Genomic DNA, 22322 nt, shown 5'->3' with positions numbered 1-22322 from the left:
AGTCAAATCTCCTTGGTCACGCGAAGGTCGTCGTCGCCGTGATCGGCATCGGCCGAATCGTCGGCAGCGGACAACGGACGGGCCGGTGTGCGTTTCTTGCCAGGACCACCGTCCGGCGTTTCCACGCCCTCGCTGATCTTCGGCCCTTTGCGCACCAGACGCATCATGTAGCCCAGACCTGCACCGAACAGCGCGAAATACACCACCACAAACATGATCAGGGTGATGCTCATCTGCATGAAGCTGTGGTTGGAAGACGCATCCGCCGTGCGCATCAGCCCGTAGACCACCCACGGCTGACGGCCGATTTCAGTGGTGAACCAGCCCGCGAGAATCGCGATCAGGCCGGACGGTCCCATCCACAACGCCAGATACAGGAACGGCCGCGAGGTGTAGAGCGTGTCGCGCTTACGCAGCCACAGGCTCCACAGACCGGTGAAGATCATCAGGAAGCCGAGGCCGACCATGATCCGGAACGACCAGAACACGATGGTCGAATTCGGCCGGTCTTCCGGCGGGAATTCTTTGAGCGCCGGCACCTGTTTGTCCAGCGAGTGAGTGAGAATCAGGCTGCCGAGGTACGGGATCTCCACGGCGAATTTGGTTTTCTCTTCTTTCATGTCCGGCCAGCCGAACAGGATCAGCGGCGTCGCTTCATCACCGTGGTTTTCCCAGTGACCTTCGATCGCAGCGATTTTTGCCGGTTGGTGCTTGAGCGTATTCAGACCATGGAAGTCGCCGATGACTGCCTGGATCGGCGCGACAATCAGCGCCATCCACATTGCCATCGACAGCATGGTGCGGATGGCCGGGTTGTCCTTGCCGCGCAGCAAGTGCCAGGCCGCCGAGGAGCCGACGAAGAATGCCGTGGCGACGAACGCGGCCGTTGCCATGTGCATCAGGCGGTACGGGAACGAAGGGTTGAAGATGATCGCCAGCCAGTCGGTCGGAATCACTTGGCCGTTGACGATCTCGAAGCCCTGCGGAGTCTGCATCCAGCTATTGGAGGCGAGAATCCAGAACGTCGAAATCAGCGTACCGATGGCCACCATCACCGTGGAGAAGAAGTGCAGCCCGCGCCCGACCTTGTTCCAGCCGAACAGCATCACCCCGAGGAAACCGGCCTCAAGGAAGAATGCCGTGAGCACTTCATAAGTCAGCAACGGCCCGGTGACGGCACCGGCGAAGTCCGAGAAGCGACTCCAGTTGGTGCCGAACTGGTAGGCCATGACCAACCCGGAGACCACGCCCATACCGAAGTTGACGGCGAAGATCTTCGACCAGAAATGGTAGAGGTCACGGTAGGTGTCGTTACGGGTTTTCAGCCACAGGCCTTCGAGCACCGCGAGGTAACTCGCCAGGCCAATGGTGATGGCCGGGAACAGGATGTGGAACGAGATGGTGAACGCGAACTGAATTCGGGCGAGATCTAGTGCCTCTAAACCGAACATATGGCTTCCTCTGTCAGGTAATACCGGCTGCGGACCCGGAGGCCTGCACCCACTGCCCCCACGGATATGGAGTGCGGCGAATTCTGATTCGTTCTTTTTAAACAACCATCGCAACGCAGGGAGTCTGGCCAACTGGCCACCGGATCAATTCCTTTTGGGTCTTGATCTGGATCAAGCAACGTTGAAAGAGTAGTCCCATTTTTGCCGATGAACTGCGTGGTCGTTTGCCGCGTGACAAGTTGCCTCATAACCGTGGCAATGCCCTGCAACAAATCCCCGGAGCGCTGGCAGCGGGGAAAACAGTACAGATCGCGAAGGCGACGCAAATCCCCGAACAGCAGAATTCGTCTGCACCGTAAAAAATTCGATGTCCTCCTAACTAAATTTTTTGTCATAGCAACTTCCTGTTACAGACTGGTGATAACCTCGCGATTCCCCTCGAGCCAGACCTGCCTTCAGATGCCCAGCCAAGAGCCCCTGCTGTTACGTCATCACCGTCCATTTCTCGCCTTCTGGTTCGCGCGGATTTTCACCGCCAGCGGTTTTCAGATGCTCACCGTGGCGATCGGCTGGAACCTCTATCAGTTGACCGGCAACGTCCTCGATCTGGGCCTGGTCGGGCTGGTCGAATTCGCGCCGCGCGTGCTGTTCATGTTGCACACCGGGCATGTCGCCGACCGCTATGACCGGCGCAAAGTCGCGGCGATCTGCCAGTCGTTACAGGCGTTGATCGCGCTGGCACTGGCCATCGGCAGCGCCACCGACCACGTGACCCGCGAGATGATCTTCATCCTCGCCTTCCTGCTCGGCGCGGCGCGCTCGTTCGAGATGCCGACCACTCAGGCACTGCTGCCGAGCATCGTGCCCAGCGCACTGTTCCCCCGAGCCGTCGCGGCGGCGCAGTCAGCGCAACAGTCCGCGACCATCGTCGCCCCGGCGCTGGGTGGCTTGCTCTACGCATTCGGCAGCGTCTGGGTCTATGGCCCGACCGTGCTGCTCTACGTCATTGCCTGCACCTTGATGCTCAACCTGCCCGCGCGGCAAACGCCGCTGAACAAAGGCAAGGCCACGCTGGATTCGTTGCTGGCAGGGATCCGTTTCATTCGCAGCCGCCCGGACATCCTCGGGGCGATTTCTCTGGATCTGTTTGCGGTGCTGCTCGGTGGGGCAACGGCGCTGCTGCCGGTATTCGCCAAGGACATCCTGCTGACCGGACCGTGGGGCCTCGGGTTGCTGCGTTCGGCACCGGCGGTGGGCGCACTGGGGATGTCGCTGTTCCTGGCGCGGTTTGCCGTGGAGCGCAATGTTGGCCGGGTGATGTTCACAGCGGTGGGCATATTCGGCGTCGCGACCATCGCCTTTGGCCTGTCGACCTCGTTCTGGTTCTCCCTGGCGGTGCTGGTAGTGCTCGGCGCAGCGGACATGATCAGCATGGTCATCCGCGCGTCTTTCGTACAACTGGAAACCCCGGACGAAATGCGCGGCCGGGTCAGCGCGGTGAACGGGCTGTTTATCGGTGCTTCAAACCAGTTGGGCGAATTCGAATCCGGCGTCACCGCCCACTGGTTCGGCACGGTGCCGGCGGTGGTAATGGGCGGGATCGGTACGCTGGTAGTGACGGGGACATGGATCAAGTTGTTTCCGACATTGGCTAATCGCGATCGCATGCATGTGCCGGTGGAAGAAGTGAAGGTCTGACAACCTCCAAAGCACAAGAAAACTGAAAATGTGCGGTACATAGTTACCGCACCGAGTGTAATGTATCGCCTTACACTCGAGCCCATGATCAAATCCTTTCAGCACAAAGGCCTTCGAGGCTTCTATGAAACAGGTTCGACTCGCGGGATTCGTGCCGACCACGCAAAACGGCTGTCGCGCATGCTGCAGTTCATGGATCGCGCTACGCTTCCCGCAGATCTGGACCTTCCGGGGTGGCGCCTGCATCCATTGAAACGTGAGCTGACGGAGTACTGGTCGCTGAGCGTTTAAGGCAACTGGCGAGTGATCTTTCGTTTTGTCGGTTCGGATATCGAACTGGTCGATTATCTGGACTACCACTGACAGGAGGCAGGCTTATGCCCATGCACAACCCGCCACACCCCGGCGAAACACTGCTGATGGATGTTTTGCCCGAGTTTGGCATCAGCGTGACTGAATTGGCTCGCCATTTGGGCTTCGCCCGCCCACATCTTTCCCGTGTATTACACGGACATGCGCCAATCAGTCCGGATCTGGCTGTGCGTCTTGAGCGTGCCGGCATTGGCAAGGCGCGTGTGTGGCTAGGCGTACAAACCGACTACGATCTGTGGCAAGCGGAGCATCGGGAGCAACCGGTTATCGAACTGATCGCTGTCCACGCCTGACACCTCCAGCCACTACACCCCCCCCGCCACTTTCGCCCGCAAGGCCTTGCCGCCGAGTTGCTCGACCAGCATCAAGGCAAATTCCAGCGCAGCGCTGGAGCCTTGCGAGGTGATGCAATTGCCGTCGACCACCACCGGTTGATCAACAAACGTGCAGCCCGAGAGTTGATGACTGGCGTTCGGTAGACAAGTCATCCGCCGCTGGCGCAGCACGCCAGCCGCTTGCAGGACGACGGCCGGGGACTCGGCGATGGCGGCGAACAGGCGTCCGGCGCTGGATTGATCCTTGAGCAGTTGTTGCAATGGTTGATGCGCTGCCAAGTGTTGCGAACCAACGTCGCCGCCGGGCAAGACGATCAGGTCAAAATGCTGGGCCAGCACATCGACCAGCATGCCGTCGGCAGTCAGACGCGTGCCGCGCGCGCAGGTGAGCATGCGCCGGCCTTCGATGCTGGCAGCGACGACTTCGATGTCGGCGCGGCGCAACACGTCAATCAGGGTCACACTTTGCAGATCATCGATGCCCTCGGCGAGGGTAATCAGGGCTCTAAAGGTCATGGGCGTTATCCGCTGGGTGATCTTTAAAGCGTAGTCAGCTTCCCCCGGATCGCGCGGAAGCAGCCGTTACTTGATGTAAAGCTGGGTCGACATCGTGTTGCGTGGCGCGTTGATGGAAGTGTTGCTGAAGCTGAAGGTGCCTTCCTGCTTGCCCGCCAGATCGAAGGTATAGAGAGAACCGACGGTTTTACTGCCGGGAGTGCATTCGGTCAGGTTGCCATTATCAAAGGCACATACCGGCGCTCGGGTGCCGTTCACTTCGAAACCATCCAGCGTGGCATGCGGCTGGCTCTGGCCGTATCCGACTTCCAGTACATAGACTTTGATGCTCGGCCCGTTGTGATTGCATTGGGTCTGTGTCTGCCCATCACCAATGTCTTCCAGACCACAGGCCGGCGATTGCACCTTGATCACTTTCACTTGGGTCAACGGCTCCGCCGAGGCCGCCAGCGCTCCCGGCGTCACGGCCATCAGCGCGGCAATCAAACCCGAAACCTTCATCCAGCACTTGCTCATGCACTTCCCGCCCCGAAAAAATCAGCGCGCAGTATGGCGCAGTTGGCATCAACGCAAAACTTCGCCGACGATCGACACCAACAACCGCCATATTCCTCACGCTGCTGGTATGATGCGCGGCTTTTTCCGGCCCACCACAATTTTCCAGGCGCTTGCGACGGTCTGTGCTTTGCTGTTGAGGTCGATACATTCACGGCGCCACGCGCGCCACGGGGAGCAGACATGCTGGAAAGGCTGTTTCAACTCAAGGCACACAACACCAACGTGCGCACCGAGATTCTCGCGGGCATCACGACCTTCCTGGCCATGGCCTACATTCTGTTCGTCAACCCGAGCATTCTCGGTGAGACCGGCATGGACAAGGGCGCGGTATTCGTTGCCACCTGTCTGGCAGCTGCCATCGGTTCGACCGTCATGGGTCTGATCGCCAACTACCCGATCGCCCTCGCCCCTGGCATGGGCCTGAACGCCTTCTTCACCTACACCGTCGTCTTGCACATGGGTCACACCTGGCAAGTGGCGCTGGGTGCGGTGTTCATTTCGGCGGTGTTGTTCTTCCTGCTGTCGATCTTCCGCATCCGTGAATGGATCATCAACAGCATTCCGCTGCCGCTGCGCTCGGCGATTGCTGCCGGTATCGGCCTGTTCCTGGCGCTGATCGCCTTGCACAACGCCGGTATCGTGGTGAGCAACCCGGCGACCATGGTCGGCCTCGGTGACCTGAAACAGCCAGCACCGATTCTCGCCACCCTCGGTTTCGCCCTGATTGTTGCCCTCGAAGCACTGAAAGTGCGTGGCGCCGTGCTGATCGGCATCCTCGCGGTGACCATCGTGTCCATCGCCATGGGCTTCACTCCGTTCAACGGCGTGACCTCGATGCCACCTTCGCTGGCTCCGACTTTCCTGCAACTGGACATCAAAGGCGCACTGGACATCGGTCTGGTCAGCGTGATCTTCGCTTTCCTGTTCGTCGACCTGTTCGACAACTCCGGCACCCTGATCGGCGTCGCCAAGCGCGCCGGCCTGATGGGCAAGGACGGCCACATGCCGAAAATGGGTCGTGCGCTGATCGCCGACAGCACCGCGGCCATGGCCGGTTCGCTGCTGGGCACCTCGACCACCACCAGTTACATCGAATCCGCTGCCGGCGTCAGTGCAGGCGGCCGTACCGGTTTGACCGCCATCGTCGTGGCAATTCTGTTCCTGCTGGCGCTGTTCTTCTCGCCCTTGGCGGCCAGCGTTCCGGCGTTCGCCACTGCACCGGCACTGCTGTTCGTCGCCGTGTTGATGACTTCGGGTCTGGCGGAAATAGACTGGGAAGACATCACCGTTGCCGCGCCGGTTGTCGTGACCGCGCTGGCCATGCCATTCACTTACTCGATTGCCAATGGCATCGCGTTCGGTTTCATCTCCTGGACCGTGATCAAGCTGCTGTCGGGGCGTGCCCGTGAGCTGAACCCGGCACTGGTGATTCTGTCGATTCTGTTCGTGATCAAGTTGGGTTGGTTCAACGCATGACATTTGATTCCCGGGCTTACGCCGAGCAACTTGAAGCCAAGGTCACGCGCCTGCGTGACCTGCTGGCGCCGTTCGATGCCCCCGAGCCGACGGTGTTCGACTCGCCGCTGCAGAACTTCCGTCTGCGCGCCGAATTCCGCCTGTGGCGCGAGGGCGGCGATCGGCACTACGCAATGTTCGCTCAGGACGACAAACGCACACCGATTCTGATCGAAGAGTTCCCGATCGCCAGCCTGCGCATCAACCAGTTGATGCCGCAGCTGAAGGCGGCGTGGCAGGCCAGTTCGGCGCTGAGCCACAAGCTGTTTCAGGTCGAGTTCCTGACCACGCTGTCCGGCGATGCGATGATCACCCTGTGCTATCACCGTCCGCTGGACGAACACTGGCACACGGCGGCGACCAAACTGGCGACGGATCTCGGCGTCAGCATCATCGGTCGCTCGAAGGGCAAACGCGAAGTGCTCGGCCTCGATTACGTGGTCGAGAAACTCGACGTCGGCGGTCGCACCTTCAGTTACCGCCAGCCGGAAGGCGCGTTCACCCAGCCTAACGGCACGGTGAACCAGAAGATGTTGAACTGGGCGTACGACGCGCTGGGCGATCGCAGCGATGATCTGCTGGAGCTGTACTGCGGTAACGGCAACTTCACCCTGCCGCTCGCCACCCGTGTGCGCAAAGTGCTGGCTACCGAGATCAGCAAGACTTCGGTCAACGCGGCACTGAGCAACCTCAGCGAAAACGCTGTGGATAACGTCACCCTGGTGCGTTTGTCCGCCGAAGAGCTGACCGAAGCGCTCAACGAAGTGCGCCCGTTCCGCCGCCTGCAAGGCATCGACCTGAAGAGCTACGAGTTCGGCAGCGTCTTCGTCGACCCGCCACGCGCCGGCATGGACCCGGACACCTGCGAACTGACCCGGCGTTTCGACAACATCCTGTACATCTCCTGCAACCCGGAAACCCTGGCGGCCAACATCGCCCAGTTGCACGACACGCACCGTATTACCAAATGCGCGTTGTTCGACCAGTTCCCGTGGACGCATCACATGGAATCGGGTGTGTTGCTGACCCGGCGTTGATTGCGGGGAGCTGATGCGAAAAAGCCGTCGTGATTGACGGCTTTTTTGTGGGCGCTCACTAAGCGGGATCGACCTTACGCGGACGCCCGCCCTTTTTGCCATTCGCCCGCGCGGCTGCAGACTTTGCCGCGCTGCTCTGACGGCCGTTGCGCGAAGCAACGGCAGAAGCGGCCATGGCTAATAGTGATGGGCTCGCCGAAATCATCCCGGAAATGGAAACGTCGAGGTCTTTACCCTCGTGACAAAGTGCAGTGCCCGCGAAGCCGACTGTCAGGTTTTCATAATCCTCTGCATTGAATCCGTCGAACTCTGGATAACGATCCACCGGTAGCAACACACCGCTGCCGTCTTCAAAACGGATGATCAGGGATGGTTTCTCAAAGGTTACGGAGACAGCCTGCAAGCTATTCGTTCGGCGTGCTTGCCCTTGCTGGATGGCGACGTCGATCATCTCCTCCGTGAGGGGACGACGTGCGGATGGCTTAGCTTTGATGACTTTCATAAATCGATTTCCACTCCTTCCAATGCGTCTATCAATGTCAGAAGAGTTTTGCCCTCGTCTGGCAGATAACGCGCCGATCCCACTCTGTATGTCGTGTCAGTGACGAGTTTCATCCCCAATACTTCGTTTGAATGGCTGTCCCACAATTGATTGTCGAGACAGACAGTTTGCAATTTCGACCACCAGATCCCGCGTGCTCGTCGCAGATGAGCAGGCTGCTCAAGGGATCGACACAAGCCTTCCAGCACGGCCAAGGGTGGTCGACGAGAAAGGGGCACGACGTCCCAAAGCTCAATATCGTTGTGCCAGAAACTGAACTGTAATCGGGCACTCCAACTGCCCGCATTCACGTGAACGTGTGGTGGGCAATGTTCATCTCGCAGCATGATGACAATCGACAATCCTTTGTAGCTGCACACCTTCATGCTAACCCATCCGTTAGGTTAAAAAGTTTCAGGATTCGAGATTCCTTTCAAATCCGACGACTGGTGATCAAGCACATGACGTTTCACCGCTTTTGAGGCTAGCGTCGGAACGGGCTTGAGTCGGTCAATCTGCGGTAAAAAACGTAAGTAAAGCTGTCGTCATATCTCGATCAAATTTGCTTCTGTGCGATCACCGAACATAAAAAGCCACGTCCATTTTTGTTCAATTGACCATGGTAACCATCTAGTACATTTTATCTCCACAGGCTGAAACCCTCGGCCAAAGCCAAAAACAATAAGTGGAGTTACCCCTCATGCCCCCTATCGTTCTGGTGCTCAACGGCCCGAACCTGAACCTGCTCGGCACCCGCGAGCCGGCGACTTACGGTCACGAAACCCTGGCGGATATTTCTGCGTTGTGCGGTCGTGCGGCTGAAGAATTCGGCCTGGCCGTGGAGTTTCGCCAGACCAATCACGAAGGCGAACTGCTCGACTGGATTCACGCGGCTCGCGGTCGTTGCGCCGGGATCGTGATCAACCCGGCAGCGTGGACGCACACTTCGGTGGCGATTCGCGATGCACTGGTGGCCAGTGAGTTGCCGGTGATCGAAGTGCACCTGTCCAATGTCCATGCCCGCGAACCGTTCCGTCATCATTCGTTTGTCTCGGCGATTGCCACAGCGGTGATGGCCGGTTTTGGCAGTCATGGCTATCGCCTGGCACTGGAACATTTCAGTCAGCGGTTGAAGGGGTGAATCACATGGCTCGCTCTAACGTAATACTCGCCGGGCTGATCGGCGCTGGCATTCAGGCCTCGCGCACGCCAGCGCTGCATGAGCACGAAGGCGATGCGCAGGGCATGCGTTATCTGTATCGATTGATCGATCTCGATCAGCTGAAAATGGACAGCAGCGCCCTGCCCGATCTGCTGCTGGCGGCCGAGCGGATGAACTACACCGGGCTGAACATTACCTTTCCGTGCAAGCAGGCGATCATCCCGCTGCTCGACGAATTGTCACCGGAAGCCAAAGGCATCGGCGCGGTGAACACCGTGGTGCTGAAAGATGGCAAACGCATCGGCCATAACACGGACTGTCTGGGTTTCGCCGAGGGTTTTCGTCGGGGCTTGAAGGACGCTGCCCGTGAGCGTGTGGTCCAGATGGGCGCAGGTGGTGCAGGCGCGGCAGTGGCTCACGCGTTGTTGAGCGAAGGCGTACAGCAACTGAGCATTTTTGATGTCGACAGTGAGCGCGCCGAGAGTCTGGCGAACAATCTCAATCAGCATTTCGGCTTTGGTCGTGCGGTGGCCGGACATGATCTGCCGAGTACGCTGAATCAGGCTGACGGACTGGTGAATACCACGCCGATGGGCATGGCCAAACTGCCGGGCATGCCTGTGCCGGTCGAACTCCTGCGTAAGGATTTGTGGGTCGCGGAGATCGTGTATTTCCCGCTGGAAACCGAACTACTGCGTAACGCCCGCGCGCTGGGTTGCCGGACGCTGGACGGCGGCAACATGGCGGTGTTTCAGGCGGTGAAGGCGTTTGAACTGTTCAGCGGTGTAGCGCCGAATGCCCAGCGGATGCTGGCGCATTTTCAAAGCATGAACGGTTAACACTGTAGGAGTGAGCCTGCTCGCGATGGCGTCCTGTCAGCCAACACATTCGTTGCCTGACACACCGTTATCGCGAGCAGGCTCACTCCTACAGGGGTTCTATGTCAGGCTTGCAGGTAGCGCAGCACCGATTCGCAGATCATCTCGCGATGACGCTGTTTAATGCTTTCATCCGGCAGATCGATCTGGAAAATCTCGCCAAACGTGTGCCGGTTCGACACGCGATAGAAGCAGAATGAACTGATCAGCAAATGCACATCCAGTGCATCCAGCCCCTTACGGAAAGCACCCACTTCAGCGCCCCGACGCAAAATCTCGCCCAGCGAATCGAGGATGGTGTTGTTCATCGCCTTGATCGCATCGGAACGCTTCACGAATTCAGCGTTGTGGATGTTTTCGATGCTGACGATGCGCACGAAATCGACGTTGCGGTCGTGGTGATCGAAAGTGAATTCGACCAATCGACGAATCGCCTCCACCGGCGGCAACTCCGCCAGGTGCAACCGATTTTCGGTGTTGCGGATATCGCCGTAAAGCTTCTCCAGCACCTCGACGTACAACTGCTCCTTGCTACCGAAGTAGTAATAGATCATGCGTTTGGAGGTGTGGATGCGCTCGGCGATCGCATCGACGCGAGCACCCGACAAACCTTGCTGGACGAACTCGACGATCGCCTCCTGCAGGATGTTCTCGCGGGTTTTTTCCGGGTTGTTCTTGCGACTCTTGCGCGGCTCTACGGCGGACACTTCAGTAGCTGCGGAAAGTTCTGTATTCATCGTCATTGCGGGCTCACGGCCATCACTGCACAGGCGGCGATTATGGGCCGCGCAGCACAGTGAAGGAAGCCGCGGGACCTGTGTTTAATCCCGCGTTTACGAATTTCCTACAACTTCGCCTGGCGCATGGCGCCACTGCGTGACTTGGCCATAGCCGCCAGTCGCACCGCCACGTTCGCCGCGCCGTAACCGGCGTAGCCATTCTTGCGCTGGATGATCTCGAAGAAGAAGCGCCCTTCGAACGGTTCGGTGTAGACGTGGAACAGCTCACCGCCCTGGGCATCACGGTCGTACAGAACGTTGTAATACGCCAGTTCACTGAGAAACTCGTCATCGAAATCGAAGCGCGCAGCAAGGTCGTCGTAATAGTTGAGCGGGATATCCAGCAAAGGTACACCGGCTTCTTTGGCGCGACTGACTTCGGCGAAGATGTCGTCACAATCGAAGGCGATGTGATGCACACCGGAACCACGATAACTCGACAGCGCGTGGGAAATCGCGGTGTTGCGGTTCTCGGAAATGTTCAGCGGCAAACGAATCGAGCTGTCGCGACTACGCAGTGCACGGCTCTTCACCAGACCGTACGGGTCGGGCAGCACCACTTCATCGTCCGCTTCGAAATCCAGCAGGCTCTTGTAGAACAGCACCCAACTGTCGAGGCTGTCGGCGGGCAGCGCCATCGCCATGTGGTCGATACGCTTGAGACCGCCACGGGTCGGCGCGTCGGCCAGCAGATTGAAATCGGTGCCGTAGACGTCGGCCTGTTCATCGACCAGATAAATCAGGCTGCCGTCCGGCGCGCGCACTGCCGCCAATTCGAGTTCGTTGGGGCCGACCAGTCCACGATAGGGCTGACCTTTGTAGGCGACGGCGCGGGCCAGCGCACTGGCGCTGTCCTTGACCCGCACGGCGGTGGCGCACAGCGACGGGCCGTGGGCCTCGAAAAAGCTGTGAGCAAACGAATACGGTTCGGAGTTGAGGATCAGATTGATGTCGCCCTGACGCAGCAGGCTCACACTCTTGGAACGATGCTGCCCGGCCTTGACAAAACCGAGGCGCTCCAGCCAGTTCGACAGCTTGGCGCCGAGGCTTTCATCAACGGCAAACTCAAGGAACTCGATGCCGTTGTACTCACTGGCCTTCGGCGTTTCGAAGAGAATTTCGCGGTTGGCCACAGATTGGGTTTCCTGCTCCAGCCGTTGGCGGGTTTTCTCTTCCAGATACAGCAGCGAACGCAAACCGTCGGCGGCATTGGCCCGTGGCGGTGCGGCGCGGAAACCGTCGTTGAAGATTTCCAGCGACAGCGGCCCGGTGTAACCGCTCTGGATGATCGGCGCGAGGAAACCCGGCAGATCAAATTCACCCTGCCCCGGGAAGCAGCGGAAATGCCGGCTCCACTCCAGCACATCCATTTGCAGGATCGGCGCGTCAGCCATTTGCACGAAGAAGATCTTGTCGCCAGGAATGTCGGCGATGGCGCGGGGATCGCCCTTCAGCGACAACGTATGAAAGCTGTCGAGCAACACGCCGAGGCTCGGGTGATCGGCTTGGCGCACGATATCCCAGACCTGTTGATAAGTATTCACATGACGACCCCACGCCAGCGCTTCGTAGCCAATGCGCAAACCACGCGCACCGGCGTGTTCAGCCAGCAGCCGGAGGTCATCGACTAGAATTTGCTGATCGCCGACGCTGTCGGCCGAGGCGTTACTGCAGACCAGCACCAGATCGGTGCCCAGTTCCTGCATCAGATCGAACTTGCGTTCGGCGCGCTCCAGATTGCGCGCCAGACGATCGCGGCGGCAGCCTTCGAAATCGCGGAACGGCTGAAACAGGGTGATGGCGATGCCGAGATCGGCGCACATCTGTTTAATTTCCCGCGGGCTGCCGTCGTAGTACAGGAGGTCGTTTTCGAAAATCTCCACCCCGTCGAACCCGGCGGCGGCGATGGCTTCGAGTTTTTCCGGCAGGGTGCCGCTCAAGGAAACGGTGGCAATGGAACGCTGCATGATTCAACTCCCGGACGGCGCCGCTTTATCTTTACTGTAGGAGCTGCCGCAGGCTGCGATCGTTTGATCTTTATTCGTGGAGAGCAAAATCAAAAGATCGCAGCCTGCGGCAGCTTCTACATGGGATGGGTTTTTATAGTAGGGAAATTATTGGCTGCATCGATCGCGGCAGCAATTTAAAGTGTACTACCCGGTTAGTTTTGCGTGCGATTATCGAACACAATGGCGGTTTGGCGAATTGACGATTTTTCGTCCACTGCCCAACATCGACCGCACATTGAGTCCGGATCTGAACCACCGGTCGCAGCGTGCAAAGTAAAAAGCACACCAAATAACAAATCCAAAAACGGGTGGAACACATGATTCCTTCACAGACTTCCCGCATGGCTCCGGCCATGAGCACTGCCACGGGTGGCATCGGCGACAAGATCCGCGGCGCCATGGCCGTCGGCAAGACCCGTTGGGGCATGCTGGCGCTGGTGTTTTTCGCCACCACCCTGAACTACATCGACCGCGCCGCCCTCGGCGTCATGCAGCCGATCCTCGCCAAGGAAATGAGCTGGACGGCGATGGATTACGCCAATATCAACTTCTGGTTTCAGGTCGGTTACGCAATCGGTTTCGTCCTGCAGGGCCGCTTGATCGACCGGGTCGGCGTCAAACGCGTGTTCTTCTGCGCCGTGCTGCTGTGGAGCCTGGCCACCGGCGCCCACGGCCTGGCAACTTCGGCCGTTGGCTTCATGGTCTGCCGATTCATCCTCGGTCTCACCGAAGCGGCCAACTACCCGGCCTGCGTGAAAACCACACGCCTGTGGTTCCCGGCCGGCGAACGTGCAGTCGCTACGGGCATCTTCAACGCCGGCACCAACGTCGGTGCGATGTTCACGCCGATGCTGCTGCCACTGGTTCTCCACGTGTGGGGCTGGCAAGCGGCGTTCCTGTGCATGTCGGCACTGGGCGGGATCTGGCTGCTGTTCTGGGGCTTGAAGTATTTCAACCCGGAAGATCACCCGAGCGTTAAACAGTCCGAACTGGACTACATCCAGCAAGAAGTCGAACCGGAACAGGCCCGCGTGCCGTTCTCGAAAATCCTGCGCATGCGCGGCACCTGGGCCTTCGCCCTCGCCTACTCGCTGACCGCGCCGGTGTTCTGGTTCTATCTGTACTGGCTGCCGCCGTTTCTCAATCAGCAATACAACCTGGGCATCAACGTCACCCAGATGGGCATTCCGCTGATCATCATCTACGTGACTGCTGACTTCGGCAGCGTCGGCGGCGGCATTCTGTCTTCGTTCCTGATCGGCCGCGGGATGAACTCGATCAAGGCGCGACTGCTGTCGATGTTCCTGTTCGCCTGCTGCATCATCGGCGTGGTCATGGCGGCCGGCTCAGCGAATCTGTGGGTTGCAGTGGCTGCGATCTCTCTGGCCATCGGTGCACACCAGGCCTGGACGGCGAACATCTGGAGCCTGGTGATGGACTACACGCCCAAGCACATGATGAGCACGGTATTCGGTTTCGGCGGCATGTGCGCAGCGATTGGCGGGATGTTCATGACCCAGATCGTCGGCCATATCCTCACCGTGACCAACAACAACTACACGGTGTTGTTCACCCTGATCCCGGCGATGTATTTCATTGCGCTGACGTGGATGTACTTCATGGCCCCGCGCAAGATTCCTACCATCACCGAATAACCTGCCTACAACCCTCCCCTTGTAGGAGCTGCGGCACGCTGCGATCTTTTGATCTTGATGTTGAAGATCAAAAGATCGCAGCCTCGTTTCACTCGTCAGCTCCTATACAGGGGTTTGCGTATCCTTCAGCGGCGGCTCTGCTGCCACGCTGCCGCCAGCCCGCTGCAACAGATCACCGCAATGCCGATGATCGTCAACAGACTCGGCGTGTGATTGAACAGCAACCAGCCCAACAGCCCCGCAAACACGATCTGGCAATAACCGAACGGCGCCAGCAGTGCCGGTGCGGCATGACGGAACGCCTGGGTCAGAAACAGATGCGCGGTCATCCCGCAACTGCCCAGCGCCAGCATCAGCCCGGCATGGGTCAGCGTCGGCACTTGCCAGAAGAACGGCACCAGCGCACTCATCACCAGCGTGTTGCACAGCCCGGCGAAGAAGTTGCTGGTAGTCGGGCTATCGACTTCGGCGAGCTTGCGGGTCAGCAGTTGATAGAAGCAGAAAAACAGCGCCGAGCAGAACGGCAGCAACACTGCCGGTGTGAACAACTCACCGCCCGGGTGGACGATGATCAGCACGCCGATAAAGCCGCAGATGACGGCGATCCACTGGCCTCGGGTCACTCGCTCCTTGAGCAACGGCACCGACAATGCGGTCACCAACACTGGCGCAAGAAAGTTGACTGCCGTGGCTTCCGCCAACGGGATGTACAGCAGCGCCGTGGTGAAAAACAGGCTGGTGCCGAGCAGGCAAAGTGCCCGCACCAACTGCCATAACGGCTTCTTGGTGCGTAGGACGCGCAACCCGGACTGCGGCAGAAAAATCCCCGCCATCAATAAGGTGTGCACCAGATAGCGCGCCCACACCACCATCACGATCGGATAGAAACCGGAGAGATATTTCGACAGTGCGTCATGGCTGGAGAACAGGAAGGTTGCCACGACGATCAGCAAGATGCCCTTGAAGGGTTGGTTTACACCGGAGAGCGGGGTGCTGACGGTCATTGGATATCCTTGTGTTGCCATAAAAAATCAAAAGCTTCGCGGACTGGCTTGCCTCCCCCTGTGGGAACGGGCTTGCCCGCGATAGGTGCGCAGCACCGCTTACAGCCGCGCCAATAATTCCCGGGTTCTATCAATCGCCATCTGCGCCCGCTGCAACCCGCTCACGCCTTGCTCCAGCAGTTTCACCGTGGGAATTTCCAGACTCAGTGGAATATTAGCTGGCAACGCTTTCAACAACCCGAGCAAGTCGCAATCGCCTTCGCCGGGAAACCGTCGCTCGTTGCGCGCCTGACGCAAGATCTCGGCCATGTCCGACGGTCGCGGCCCCGCCACGTCACACAATTGCGCATAGCGCAGGCGCGAGGACGCAACGCCCGCGAAATTCTCCAACCGTGAACCCGAACGATCAAAGTGAAACGCGTCCACCAGCACCGCCGCATTCTCCCGATCGGCGTTTTCTACGATGCGCAACGCCTGCTCAAGGTTGCGTGCATCGGTCCAGGGCATGAATTCCAGATGCGGGTGCAAACCATAGGGCTTCGCCAGATCACACAATGCTGCAAAGTTATCGGTGAGCCGCTGCTCGTCAGGATCGTTACCGGCGACCAGCAATTCAGTCGCGGCAAATTCCGCGCCGACCGTCAGAAGTTTCTCGAAATCAGCGACGATGGTTTGTGGCTTCAGACGCAGGATTTCCACGTCGAGCACGCGGATTCCCGTGTCACGCAACTGCGCCAATGTCTGACGCCGCAAATCATCATCGGCGACCAGCGGAAAGTGATATTCCTCAGGGGTTGCCGGCTCCAGACGCAGACCGACATGGCTGTAACCCGCGCGGGCGGCCACTTCGACCATCTGCGGCGGCGATAACTCCAGCACAGTCAGGCTGGCCAGGGACAGGATTCGTTCGCTCATGCTCAAGCCTCGATCAGTGCAGGGGCGCAGGCTCGGCCAGTAGCGGCGGCTTCGCGGATGGCTTCAATCAGTGCAAGGGTGCGGGCAGCATCCGCCGCACTCACCAGCGGCTCGACTTCACGCCGCGCCACGCGGACGAAATGCTGTAACTGCAAGCGCAAAGCTTCGTCACTGCTGTAGGACTCTTCGACCACCAGCAACGGTTCATGCCAACCGGCGTCGACCTGATCAGCGGCGTAATGCCAACGCTTGAGCTGCGGAATGCTCAATGCACCGGCGGTTCCGGCCAGCAGATAGCACGGCTGATCGGCCTGACGTGGATACACCGGGTTTTCGCCGGAATCCAACTCCCAACTCCAGGGCGCGGCGACGGCATCGGATCCGCTCAACGTGCCCAATGTGCCGCCCTCGAATTGCAGTAACACTGCCGCGCTGTCTTCATTGGCAAAACCACGCACGGTGTTGTCGGTGATCGCTTGGACCGAGCGCACTTCACCGCACAGGTGCCGGAGCAAGTCGAGGTCGTGAATCAGGTTGGTCAGCAACATCCCGGCGCCCGGTTCACGGCGCCACGGGATCTCGAAGTAGCTGTCCGGCTTGCGCAACTGGAACAGCGCGGTGACCGTGGTCAACCGCCCGAGCGCGCCGCTCTGCACCAACTCATGGGCACGCACGATCAGCGGATTGTGTCGCCGATGATGGCCGACCAGCACCGGCACGCCGCTGCGTTCAACCGCCGCGACCAGCTCGCGCGCTTCATCGAGGTGCACACCGACCGGCTTCTCCAGCAACACCGGCACACCCGCCACCAGACAATCGAGCGTCGTAGCGACGTGCTGATTATTTGGATTGGCAATAATCACCGCTTCCGGCCTGATGTGTTCGAGCATCTGACGATGATCGGCGAAATGCCTGACGCCCCATTCAGCCGCAAGCGCTGCGGCTTGCGGCCCGGGATCAGCCACTGCGCAAAGCGTCGCTTCGCTGAGGGCTTGCAGATGCCGATAATGTTGTTGGCCCATATTGCCGGCGCCGATCAGGGCGATTCGAAGGGGCGAATTCAAGGTGCGGTCCTCTTGTGATTGTTCTCGGAATGACACTCCGTAAACAATTTAGAACCGAGTTCCAGAATCAAACACCCATCAACCACAAAACCGTGCGAACACCGCACAAATTCACGCCAAACGAATATCCATGTAGGAGCTGCCGAAGGCTGCGATCTTTTGATTTTGCTATTAAAAGACAAGGTCAAAAGATCGCAGCCTTCGGCAGCTCCTACCGGGGATTTTCGGCGGATTAGATAAACAGTTCCGAGGCCAGGCTGGCTGCTGATAATTCTTCGGTGAATTTCAGCAACAGCGGCGCCAGTTCATGCAAGCGCGCCCCCGGCATTCGCGCACTCGGCCCGGCGATACTCAGCACACCGATCACCCGACCATCCGTTGGATGCTTCACCACCGCCGCAATCGCCGAAGTCCCCACCGCCGAACTCTCCTCGACCCAGGCATAGCCCTGTTCACGGGCCAGACGCAGCCGTTCGAGCAACTCGATATTTGAGCGCGGCGCGTTTGGCCCCACGCCCACCGGCACTTCCGCAGCCTGCCGCTCGACCAGCGACAACGCCTCGGCATCACTCATGCACGCCAGCCACGCATGACCGGACGCGGTGTAAAACAGCGGCGCGTCGCGGCCCATGTCCGGGTCATAACGCAGACCGGTGCGCGCGCCTTGGGCCTTGGCTATCCAGGTCTGGCGCTCGCCGTCGATCACCCCCAGGCGCACCAGTTCACCGGTTTCCTGCGCCAGTCGATCAAGCACCGGCTGGACGATGTCGGCACCGCTGCTCGACAGGTATTGAAAGCCCATCGCGACCAGTTTGGTCGACAAGTGATAGCGCAAGGTTTCCGGATTCTGCCGCACGTAGCCGAGGCGAATCAGCTCGGCGAGCAAGCGGTGCGTGGCGCTTTTCGGGATATCCAGTTGCTCGGCCAGCGCCTGCATCGGCAGCCCGCGCGGATCACTGGTAAGGCTTTCCAGCACGCTGAAAACCCGTTCGATTTGACTGCCAGCCATGGGGACATCCAATTGAAATTTTGCCGATTCTAGAAGACATCCGCTGCAAAGCGAAATCTGGAACCGATTGTTCGATAACCGCCCGTTTTGTTGGATCAAGGCTTGTCGAACGACTCCAGCACTCGCTATTTTCTGGAATCAAATTCCAAAAACAATTTCCGCTGGAGCGTTGTTTGATGTCTGCCGAACTCCCTGATATCGACTGCGACGTATTGGTCGTCGGGTCTGGCGCTGCCGGTTTGTCCGCCGCCGTGACCGCCGCGTGGCATGGCTTGAAAGTCATCGTCGTCGAGAAGGATCCAGTGTTCGGCGGCGCTACGGCCTGGTCCGGTGGCTGGGCGTGGGTGCCGTGCAATCCATTGGCCCGTCGGGCCGGAATCGTCGAAGACATCGAACAACCGCGCACGTATTTGCGCCATGAACTGGGTGAGCAGTACGACCCGGCGATGATCAACGCTTTCCTTGAAGCCGGCCCGCGCATGGTCGCCTTTTTCGAGCAACACACTGCCCTGCAATTCGCCGATGGCAACGCCATTGCCGACATTCATGGCGAAACACCGGGTGCAGGTACCGGCGGACGTTCGGTGATCGCTGCGCCTTACGATGGGCGCGAAGTCGGACGCTTGCTCAAGCGCCTTCGCCCAACCATGCGTGAAACGTCCTTCATGGGTATGCCGATCATGGCCGGGGCGGATCTGTCGGCGTTCCTCAATCTGACCCGTTCGCTGAAAGCCGCATGGCATGTCACTCGGCGCTTTACCCGGCACTTGCTGGACCTCGCCGTTCATGGCCGGGCCATGCAATTGGTCAATGGCGTGGCGCTGATTGCGCGATTGGCAAAATCTGCCGAAGACCTCGGCGTCTTGTTGTGGGAGTCGGCGCCGGTGGCTGAGCTGCTGCGTGACGGCTCGCGGGTTTCCGGCGCAGTGGTCGAGACCCGCAAAGGTCCGATCCGCATTCGCGCACGCAAAGCCGTGATACTTGCCGCCGGGGGGTTCGCCAATGACATCGAGCGGCGCAAAGCGTTGTTCCCGCGCACACCAACCGGTCATGAACACTGGGCATTGCCGCCGCTGGCCGTCAACGGCGATGGCTTGCGCCTGGGTGAAAGCGCAGGAGCGCGAGTCAACACCGAGGTCGCTTCAGCCGTGGCGTGGGCACCGGTGTCGCAAGTGCCGTATTCCGACGGCAGCATCGGCCATTTCCCACACATCATCGAGCGCGGCAAACCGGGGATCATCGGCGTGCAGCGTAACGGACAGCGCTTCGTCAACGAAGCCAACGGTTACTACGACTATGTCAGCGCCATGGTTGCTGCTGCGCCGGAAGGCGAAGAAGTCGCCTCCTGGTTGATCTGCACGCGCGCCTTTCAACGGCGATATGGCCTCGGCATGTCGAGGCCGTTTCCGCTGCCAGTGTCGGAATTCATCCGCAGCGGTTATCTGAAAACCGGTAACACCGTTGAGGAATTGGCCATTGCCTGCGGCATCGACCCCAGCGGTTTGCGCCAGACTGTGGATAACTACAACGGCCATGCCCGCCACGGCGAAGACCCGCTGTTCGGGCGCGGCACCACACCCTACAACCGTAAACAGGGTGATCCGAAAAACCGTCCCAACCCCTGCGTTGCCCCAATAGAAACCGGGCCGTTCTACGCCGTGAAAGTCCAGCCCGGCTGCTTCGGCACGTTTGCCGGCCTCAAGGTCAATCCGCACGCGCAAGTGCTGGATGCCAACGAACAACCCATCGCCGGCCTCTACGCGGCGGGTGGCGACATGGCCAGCATCATGGGCGGTCACTACCCGGCGGGCGGCATCAATATCGGCCCGGCCCTGACTTTCGGTTACATCGCCGCCCGGCATATCGCCGGCATTACTGCTTTCGAACAGGAGATCGACCATGCAGCACATTGTTAACGCCCAGGGTTTGAACATGCCGAAACTCGGTCTCGGCACCTGGCCGATGCTCGGTGAAGAATGCACCCGTGCCGTGGAGCAAGCGCTGGAGCTGGGTTATCGACACATCGACACGGCAGCGGCCTACAACAATGAGGATGCCGTCGGACAAGCGCTGGCGAATACACCGACACCGCGCGAGCAGATTCATGTCACCACCAAAGTCTGGTGGGATCAGTTGCAACCGGACGCGATGCGCCACTCCATGGATCGCAGCCTCAAGGCGTTGCGCAGCGACTACGTCGACCTGTTCATGATCCACTGGCCCACCAAGGATTGGGATCTGCCACGCACTCTCGACACGCTGGCCTCGTTCAAGGAACAAGGCCTGGCCCGCAACATCGGCGTGGCGAATTTCCCTCTGCCGTTGTTGCGCAAAGTCGTCGAGGAATACGGCATCGGTCTGTCAGCGATTCAGGTCGAGTACCACGTCCTGCTCGGACAAACCGCCCTGCTCGATTACGTCCGGCAACACAATATGGCGCTGACGGCCTACACACCGCTGGCGCGCAACAAGGTTTCACACATCAGCGAAATTCAGCAAATTGCTGCCAGACACGGCGTACTGCCGACCCAGGTCGCACTGAAATGGCTGCTCGATCAAGACAACGTGGCAGCGATACCCAAGGCGAGCAGCGCTACTAACCAACTCGCCAATCTGGCGGCACTTGAGGTCAATCTGGATGATCAAGACCGGGCGCTGATTGCCGGTCTGTCCAAGCGCGAGCGACAGGTCAGCCCGGACTTCGCGCCAGTGTGGGATGCATTCGACCAGTGAGTGGGAAAAGGCTTATGACTCACACCGAAACGGCAGATTCGAAAAGGGTCTTACGCGCCCTTACATTTATGCCCAGCAGATTCTGACGCGCGCGGTTATTCATAGGCGAGGTGATTTACACCCCCAACCTATGAAGGAACGCAAACATGTTATGGACCAGAGCGAGACGCAGCGACAACGTCAATGACACACGAAAGGGCAAGGACGCCCGCACTCAGACAGGGAAGAAAATCGCTGCCGGCCTGGCAGCCGTCACCCTCTCGGGCGCGGCGCTCTACGCCTCATACGACAGCACTCCCTGGCAACACCCGAGCCAGATGAATGACGTCAGCCGACCCGCTTCGTCCGCCGACGCTGCCCAACTCAGGTTTATCGAGTCGATACTGGGTGACACCGAAGACACCTGGACGTTGCTGTTTGCCCGAACCGCACGCCATTACCCCACCCCCACACTGACGCTGTTCAGTCATAGCGTGGTCTCCGCTTGCGGTGCCGCCGACAGCTCGATCGGCCCCTTTTACTGCCCGGGCAATCGGCAGATCTATCTCGACCCGCAGTTCTTCGAGCTGATGGCCGAGCGCTTTTCAGCGGTCGGCGACTTCGCCCAGGCTTACATCATCGCGCACGAGGTCGGCCATCATGTGCAGGTTGAACTGGGCATGTCCGAGCCGTTTGAAACCGCCCTCTCGGCACGACTACCGGTGATCGGCAACGCGGGCCTCGAAGTGCGCAGCGAACTGCAGGCCGATTGCCTTGCGGGGGTCTGGGCATACCATGCCCAACAGCGCCTGACCTGGCTGGAACCTGGCGATATCGAAGAAGCCTTGAACGCCGCCAGCGTATTCGGTGACGACTATCTGCAGCGTGCACAGAACCGCTCGGTTCGTCCGGAGACGTTCAGCCACGGCACCTCACAACAACGCACCCAATGGTTCACGGCCGGATTCGATAGCGGTCGTATCGATACGTGCGATACCTTCAACGCTGCACAGCTGTAAGCTGGCGAATAGACAATGTGCTCAGAACCGTCATCAATCACGATGGTCTGACGACCGGACTGGCGCCACTCCCACGCACCAGCAACACTCATC

At 59.4% G+C, this 22322-nt stretch carries 21 protein-coding genes and 1 pseudogene; 11 read left to right on the top strand and 11 right to left on the bottom strand.

Annotated elements, in window-relative coordinates; genetic code table 11:
- Positions 1–2: 2 nt before the first annotated feature.
- Entirely contained in the window at positions 3–1451 is a 1449-nt protein-coding gene (locus AK821_RS24535; protein WP_064392348.1) for a cytochrome ubiquinol oxidase subunit I, read from the bottom strand.
- A gap of 459 nt (positions 1452–1910) precedes the next feature.
- On the opposite strand from AK821_RS24535, the gene AK821_RS24530 reads away from it, so the two are divergent.
- The 3 genes and pseudogenes from AK821_RS24530 (at position 1911) to AK821_RS24520 (ending at position 3814) form a co-directional block, all read left to right on the top strand.
- Entirely contained in the window at positions 1911–3149 is a 1239-nt protein-coding gene (locus tag AK821_RS24530) for an MFS transporter (protein WP_016986176.1), read from the top strand.
- An 84-nt stretch (positions 3150–3233) separates the two neighbouring features.
- Positions 3234–3512: pseudogene (locus AK821_RS24525) on the top strand (type II toxin-antitoxin system RelE/ParE family toxin).
- 14 nt (positions 3513–3526) lie between these two features.
- A complete protein-coding gene (locus AK821_RS24520; RefSeq protein WP_064392346.1) occupies positions 3527–3814 on the top strand; it encodes a HigA family addiction module antitoxin in 288 nt (95 codons plus the stop codon).
- A gap of 12 nt (positions 3815–3826) precedes the next feature.
- On the opposite strand, the gene AK821_RS24515 is transcribed toward AK821_RS24520, so the two are convergent.
- A complete protein-coding gene (locus AK821_RS24515) occupies positions 3827–4372 on the bottom strand; it encodes a DJ-1 family glyoxalase III (RefSeq protein WP_064392344.1) in 546 nt (181 codons plus the stop codon).
- A gap of 66 nt (positions 4373–4438) precedes the next feature.
- Complete coding sequence (locus AK821_RS24510; protein ID WP_064392342.1) at positions 4439–4888, bottom strand: DUF4879 domain-containing protein; 450 nt, start codon at positions 4886–4888, stop codon at positions 4439–4441.
- 222 nt (positions 4889–5110) lie between these two features.
- On the opposite strand from AK821_RS24510, the gene AK821_RS24505 reads away from it, so the two are divergent.
- Together AK821_RS24505 and trmA are read left to right on the top strand one after the other, a co-directional pair.
- Positions 5111–6406: an NCS2 family permease gene (locus tag AK821_RS24505; RefSeq protein WP_064392340.1), complete on the top strand. Its 1296-nt coding sequence runs from the start codon at positions 5111–5113 to the stop codon at positions 6404–6406.
- Positions 6403–7482 (top strand): tRNA (uridine(54)-C5)-methyltransferase TrmA, encoded by a 1080-nt coding sequence (trmA, locus tag AK821_RS24500; RefSeq protein ID WP_064392338.1) that lies wholly within the window; start codon positions 6403–6405, stop codon positions 7480–7482. The genes AK821_RS24505 and trmA overlap by 4 nt, the downstream gene beginning before the upstream one ends.
- A gap of 58 nt (positions 7483–7540) precedes the next feature.
- Here trmA and AK821_RS24495 read toward each other — a convergent pair whose 3' ends face one another.
- Together AK821_RS24495 and AK821_RS24490 are read right to left on the bottom strand one after the other, a co-directional pair.
- Complete coding sequence (locus AK821_RS24495) at positions 7541–7984, bottom strand: DUF2442 domain-containing protein (protein ID WP_064392336.1); 444 nt, start codon at positions 7982–7984, stop codon at positions 7541–7543.
- Complete coding sequence (locus tag AK821_RS24490; protein ID WP_064392335.1) at positions 7981–8409, bottom strand: hypothetical protein; 429 nt, start codon at positions 8407–8409, stop codon at positions 7981–7983. The genes AK821_RS24495 and AK821_RS24490 overlap by 4 nt, the downstream gene beginning before the upstream one ends.
- Positions 8410–8723: 314 nt before the next feature.
- Here AK821_RS24490 and aroQ point away from each other — a divergent pair, with 314 nt between their 5' ends.
- The gene (gene aroQ / locus AK821_RS24485) at positions 8724–9164 is read left to right on the top strand and encodes a type II 3-dehydroquinate dehydratase (protein WP_008084592.1); all 441 of its coding nucleotides are present in this window, start codon (positions 8724–8726) and stop codon (positions 9162–9164) included.
- 5 nt (positions 9165–9169) lie between these two features.
- The gene (locus AK821_RS24480; RefSeq protein ID WP_064392333.1) at positions 9170–10024 is read left to right on the top strand and encodes a shikimate dehydrogenase; all 855 of its coding nucleotides are present in this window, start codon (positions 9170–9172) and stop codon (positions 10022–10024) included.
- A gap of 104 nt (positions 10025–10128) precedes the next feature.
- On the opposite strand, the gene AK821_RS24475 is transcribed toward AK821_RS24480, so the two are convergent.
- Positions 10129–10806 carry a TetR/AcrR family transcriptional regulator gene (locus tag AK821_RS24475; protein WP_064392332.1) on the bottom strand — a complete coding sequence of 226 codons (678 nt, stop codon included), beginning with the start codon at positions 10804–10806 and terminating at the stop codon, positions 10129–10131.
- A gap of 101 nt (positions 10807–10907) precedes the next feature.
- Positions 10908–12809 carry a 3-dehydroshikimate dehydratase QuiC gene (quiC, locus tag AK821_RS24470; protein WP_064392330.1) on the bottom strand — a complete coding sequence of 634 codons (1902 nt, stop codon included), beginning with the start codon at positions 12807–12809 and terminating at the stop codon, positions 10908–10910.
- A gap of 359 nt (positions 12810–13168) precedes the next feature.
- Here quiC and AK821_RS24465 point away from each other — a divergent pair, with 359 nt between their 5' ends.
- Positions 13169–14506, top strand: a complete 1338-nt coding sequence (locus AK821_RS24465; protein WP_064118770.1) for an MFS transporter — start codon at positions 13169–13171, stop codon at positions 14504–14506.
- A 125-nt stretch (positions 14507–14631) separates the two neighbouring features.
- Here AK821_RS24465 and AK821_RS24460 read toward each other — a convergent pair whose 3' ends face one another.
- From AK821_RS24460 to AK821_RS24445, 4 genes are all read right to left on the bottom strand, one after another.
- Positions 14632–15510, bottom strand: coding sequence for a DMT family transporter (locus tag AK821_RS24460; RefSeq protein ID WP_034153813.1), 879 nt, complete (start codon positions 15508–15510; stop codon positions 14632–14634).
- A gap of 99 nt (positions 15511–15609) precedes the next feature.
- Positions 15610–16425 (bottom strand): sugar phosphate isomerase/epimerase family protein, encoded by an 816-nt coding sequence (locus AK821_RS24455; RefSeq protein ID WP_064392329.1) that lies wholly within the window; start codon positions 16423–16425, stop codon positions 15610–15612.
- Positions 16426–16427: 2 nt separating this feature from the next.
- Positions 16428–17489 carry a Gfo/Idh/MocA family protein gene (locus AK821_RS24450; protein WP_064392327.1) on the bottom strand — a complete coding sequence of 354 codons (1062 nt, stop codon included), beginning with the start codon at positions 17487–17489 and terminating at the stop codon, positions 16428–16430.
- 232 nt (positions 17490–17721) lie between these two features.
- Entirely contained in the window at positions 17722–18498 is a 777-nt protein-coding gene (locus AK821_RS24445) for an IclR family transcriptional regulator (protein WP_064392324.1), read from the bottom strand.
- Between the two features lie 176 nt (positions 18499–18674).
- Between AK821_RS24445 and AK821_RS24440 the strand changes: the two genes are divergently transcribed.
- From AK821_RS24440 to ypfJ, 3 genes are all read left to right on the top strand, one after another.
- Complete coding sequence (locus tag AK821_RS24440; RefSeq protein WP_064392323.1) at positions 18675–20414, top strand: FAD-dependent oxidoreductase; 1740 nt, start codon at positions 18675–18677, stop codon at positions 20412–20414.
- Entirely contained in the window at positions 20398–21231 is an 834-nt protein-coding gene (locus AK821_RS24435) for an aldo/keto reductase (protein ID WP_064392321.1), read from the top strand. The genes AK821_RS24440 and AK821_RS24435 overlap by 17 nt, the downstream gene beginning before the upstream one ends.
- 146 nt (positions 21232–21377) lie before the next feature.
- A complete protein-coding gene (gene ypfJ / locus AK821_RS24430) occupies positions 21378–22229 on the top strand; it encodes a KPN_02809 family neutral zinc metallopeptidase (RefSeq protein WP_064392319.1) in 852 nt (283 codons plus the stop codon).
- Positions 22230–22322 lie beyond the last annotated feature (93 nt).

The sequence above is a fragment of the Pseudomonas sp. RIT-PI-r genome, assembly GCF_001297015.1.
Lineage (GTDB): Bacteria > Pseudomonadota > Gammaproteobacteria > Pseudomonadales > Pseudomonadaceae > Aquipseudomonas.
Note: the sequence above shows the minus strand (reverse complement) of the source record. Positions and strands in the feature narration are given on the sequence as shown.

Coding starts and splice junctions, on each gene's coding strand:
- AK821_RS24535 (WP_064392348.1), bottom strand. CDS start 1,451: ATGTTCGGTTTAGAGGCACTAGATCTCGCCCGAATTCAGTTCGCGTTC.
- AK821_RS24530 (WP_016986176.1), top strand. CDS start 1,911: ATGCCCAGCCAAGAGCCCCTGCTGTTACGTCATCACCGTCCATTTCTC.
- AK821_RS24520 (WP_064392346.1), top strand. CDS start 3,527: ATGCCCATGCACAACCCGCCACACCCCGGCGAAACACTGCTGATGGAT.
- AK821_RS24515 (WP_064392344.1), bottom strand. CDS start 4,372: ATGACCTTTAGAGCCCTGATTACCCTCGCCGAGGGCATCGATGATCTG.
- AK821_RS24510 (WP_064392342.1), bottom strand. CDS start 4,888: ATGAGCAAGTGCTGGATGAAGGTTTCGGGTTTGATTGCCGCGCTGATG.
- AK821_RS24505 (WP_064392340.1), top strand. CDS start 5,111: ATGCTGGAAAGGCTGTTTCAACTCAAGGCACACAACACCAACGTGCGC.
- trmA (WP_064392338.1), top strand. CDS start 6,403: ATGACATTTGATTCCCGGGCTTACGCCGAGCAACTTGAAGCCAAGGTC.
- AK821_RS24495 (WP_064392336.1), bottom strand. CDS start 7,984: ATGAAAGTCATCAAAGCTAAGCCATCCGCACGTCGTCCCCTCACGGAG.
- AK821_RS24490 (WP_064392335.1), bottom strand. CDS start 8,409: ATGAAGGTGTGCAGCTACAAAGGATTGTCGATTGTCATCATGCTGCGA.
- aroQ (WP_008084592.1), top strand. CDS start 8,724: ATGCCCCCTATCGTTCTGGTGCTCAACGGCCCGAACCTGAACCTGCTC.
- AK821_RS24480 (WP_064392333.1), top strand. CDS start 9,170: ATGGCTCGCTCTAACGTAATACTCGCCGGGCTGATCGGCGCTGGCATT.
- AK821_RS24475 (WP_064392332.1), bottom strand. CDS start 10,806: ATGACGATGAATACAGAACTTTCCGCAGCTACTGAAGTGTCCGCCGTA.
- quiC (WP_064392330.1), bottom strand. CDS start 12,809: ATGCAGCGTTCCATTGCCACCGTTTCCTTGAGCGGCACCCTGCCGGAA.
- AK821_RS24465 (WP_064118770.1), top strand. CDS start 13,169: ATGATTCCTTCACAGACTTCCCGCATGGCTCCGGCCATGAGCACTGCC.
- AK821_RS24460 (WP_034153813.1), bottom strand. CDS start 15,510: ATGACCGTCAGCACCCCGCTCTCCGGTGTAAACCAACCCTTCAAGGGC.
- AK821_RS24455 (WP_064392329.1), bottom strand. CDS start 16,425: ATGAGCGAACGAATCCTGTCCCTGGCCAGCCTGACTGTGCTGGAGTTA.
- AK821_RS24445 (WP_064392324.1), bottom strand. CDS start 18,498: ATGGCTGGCAGTCAAATCGAACGGGTTTTCAGCGTGCTGGAAAGCCTT.
- AK821_RS24440 (WP_064392323.1), top strand. CDS start 18,675: ATGTCTGCCGAACTCCCTGATATCGACTGCGACGTATTGGTCGTCGGG.
- AK821_RS24435 (WP_064392321.1), top strand. CDS start 20,398: ATGCAGCACATTGTTAACGCCCAGGGTTTGAACATGCCGAAACTCGGT.
- ypfJ (WP_064392319.1), top strand. CDS start 21,378: ATGTTATGGACCAGAGCGAGACGCAGCGACAACGTCAATGACACACGA.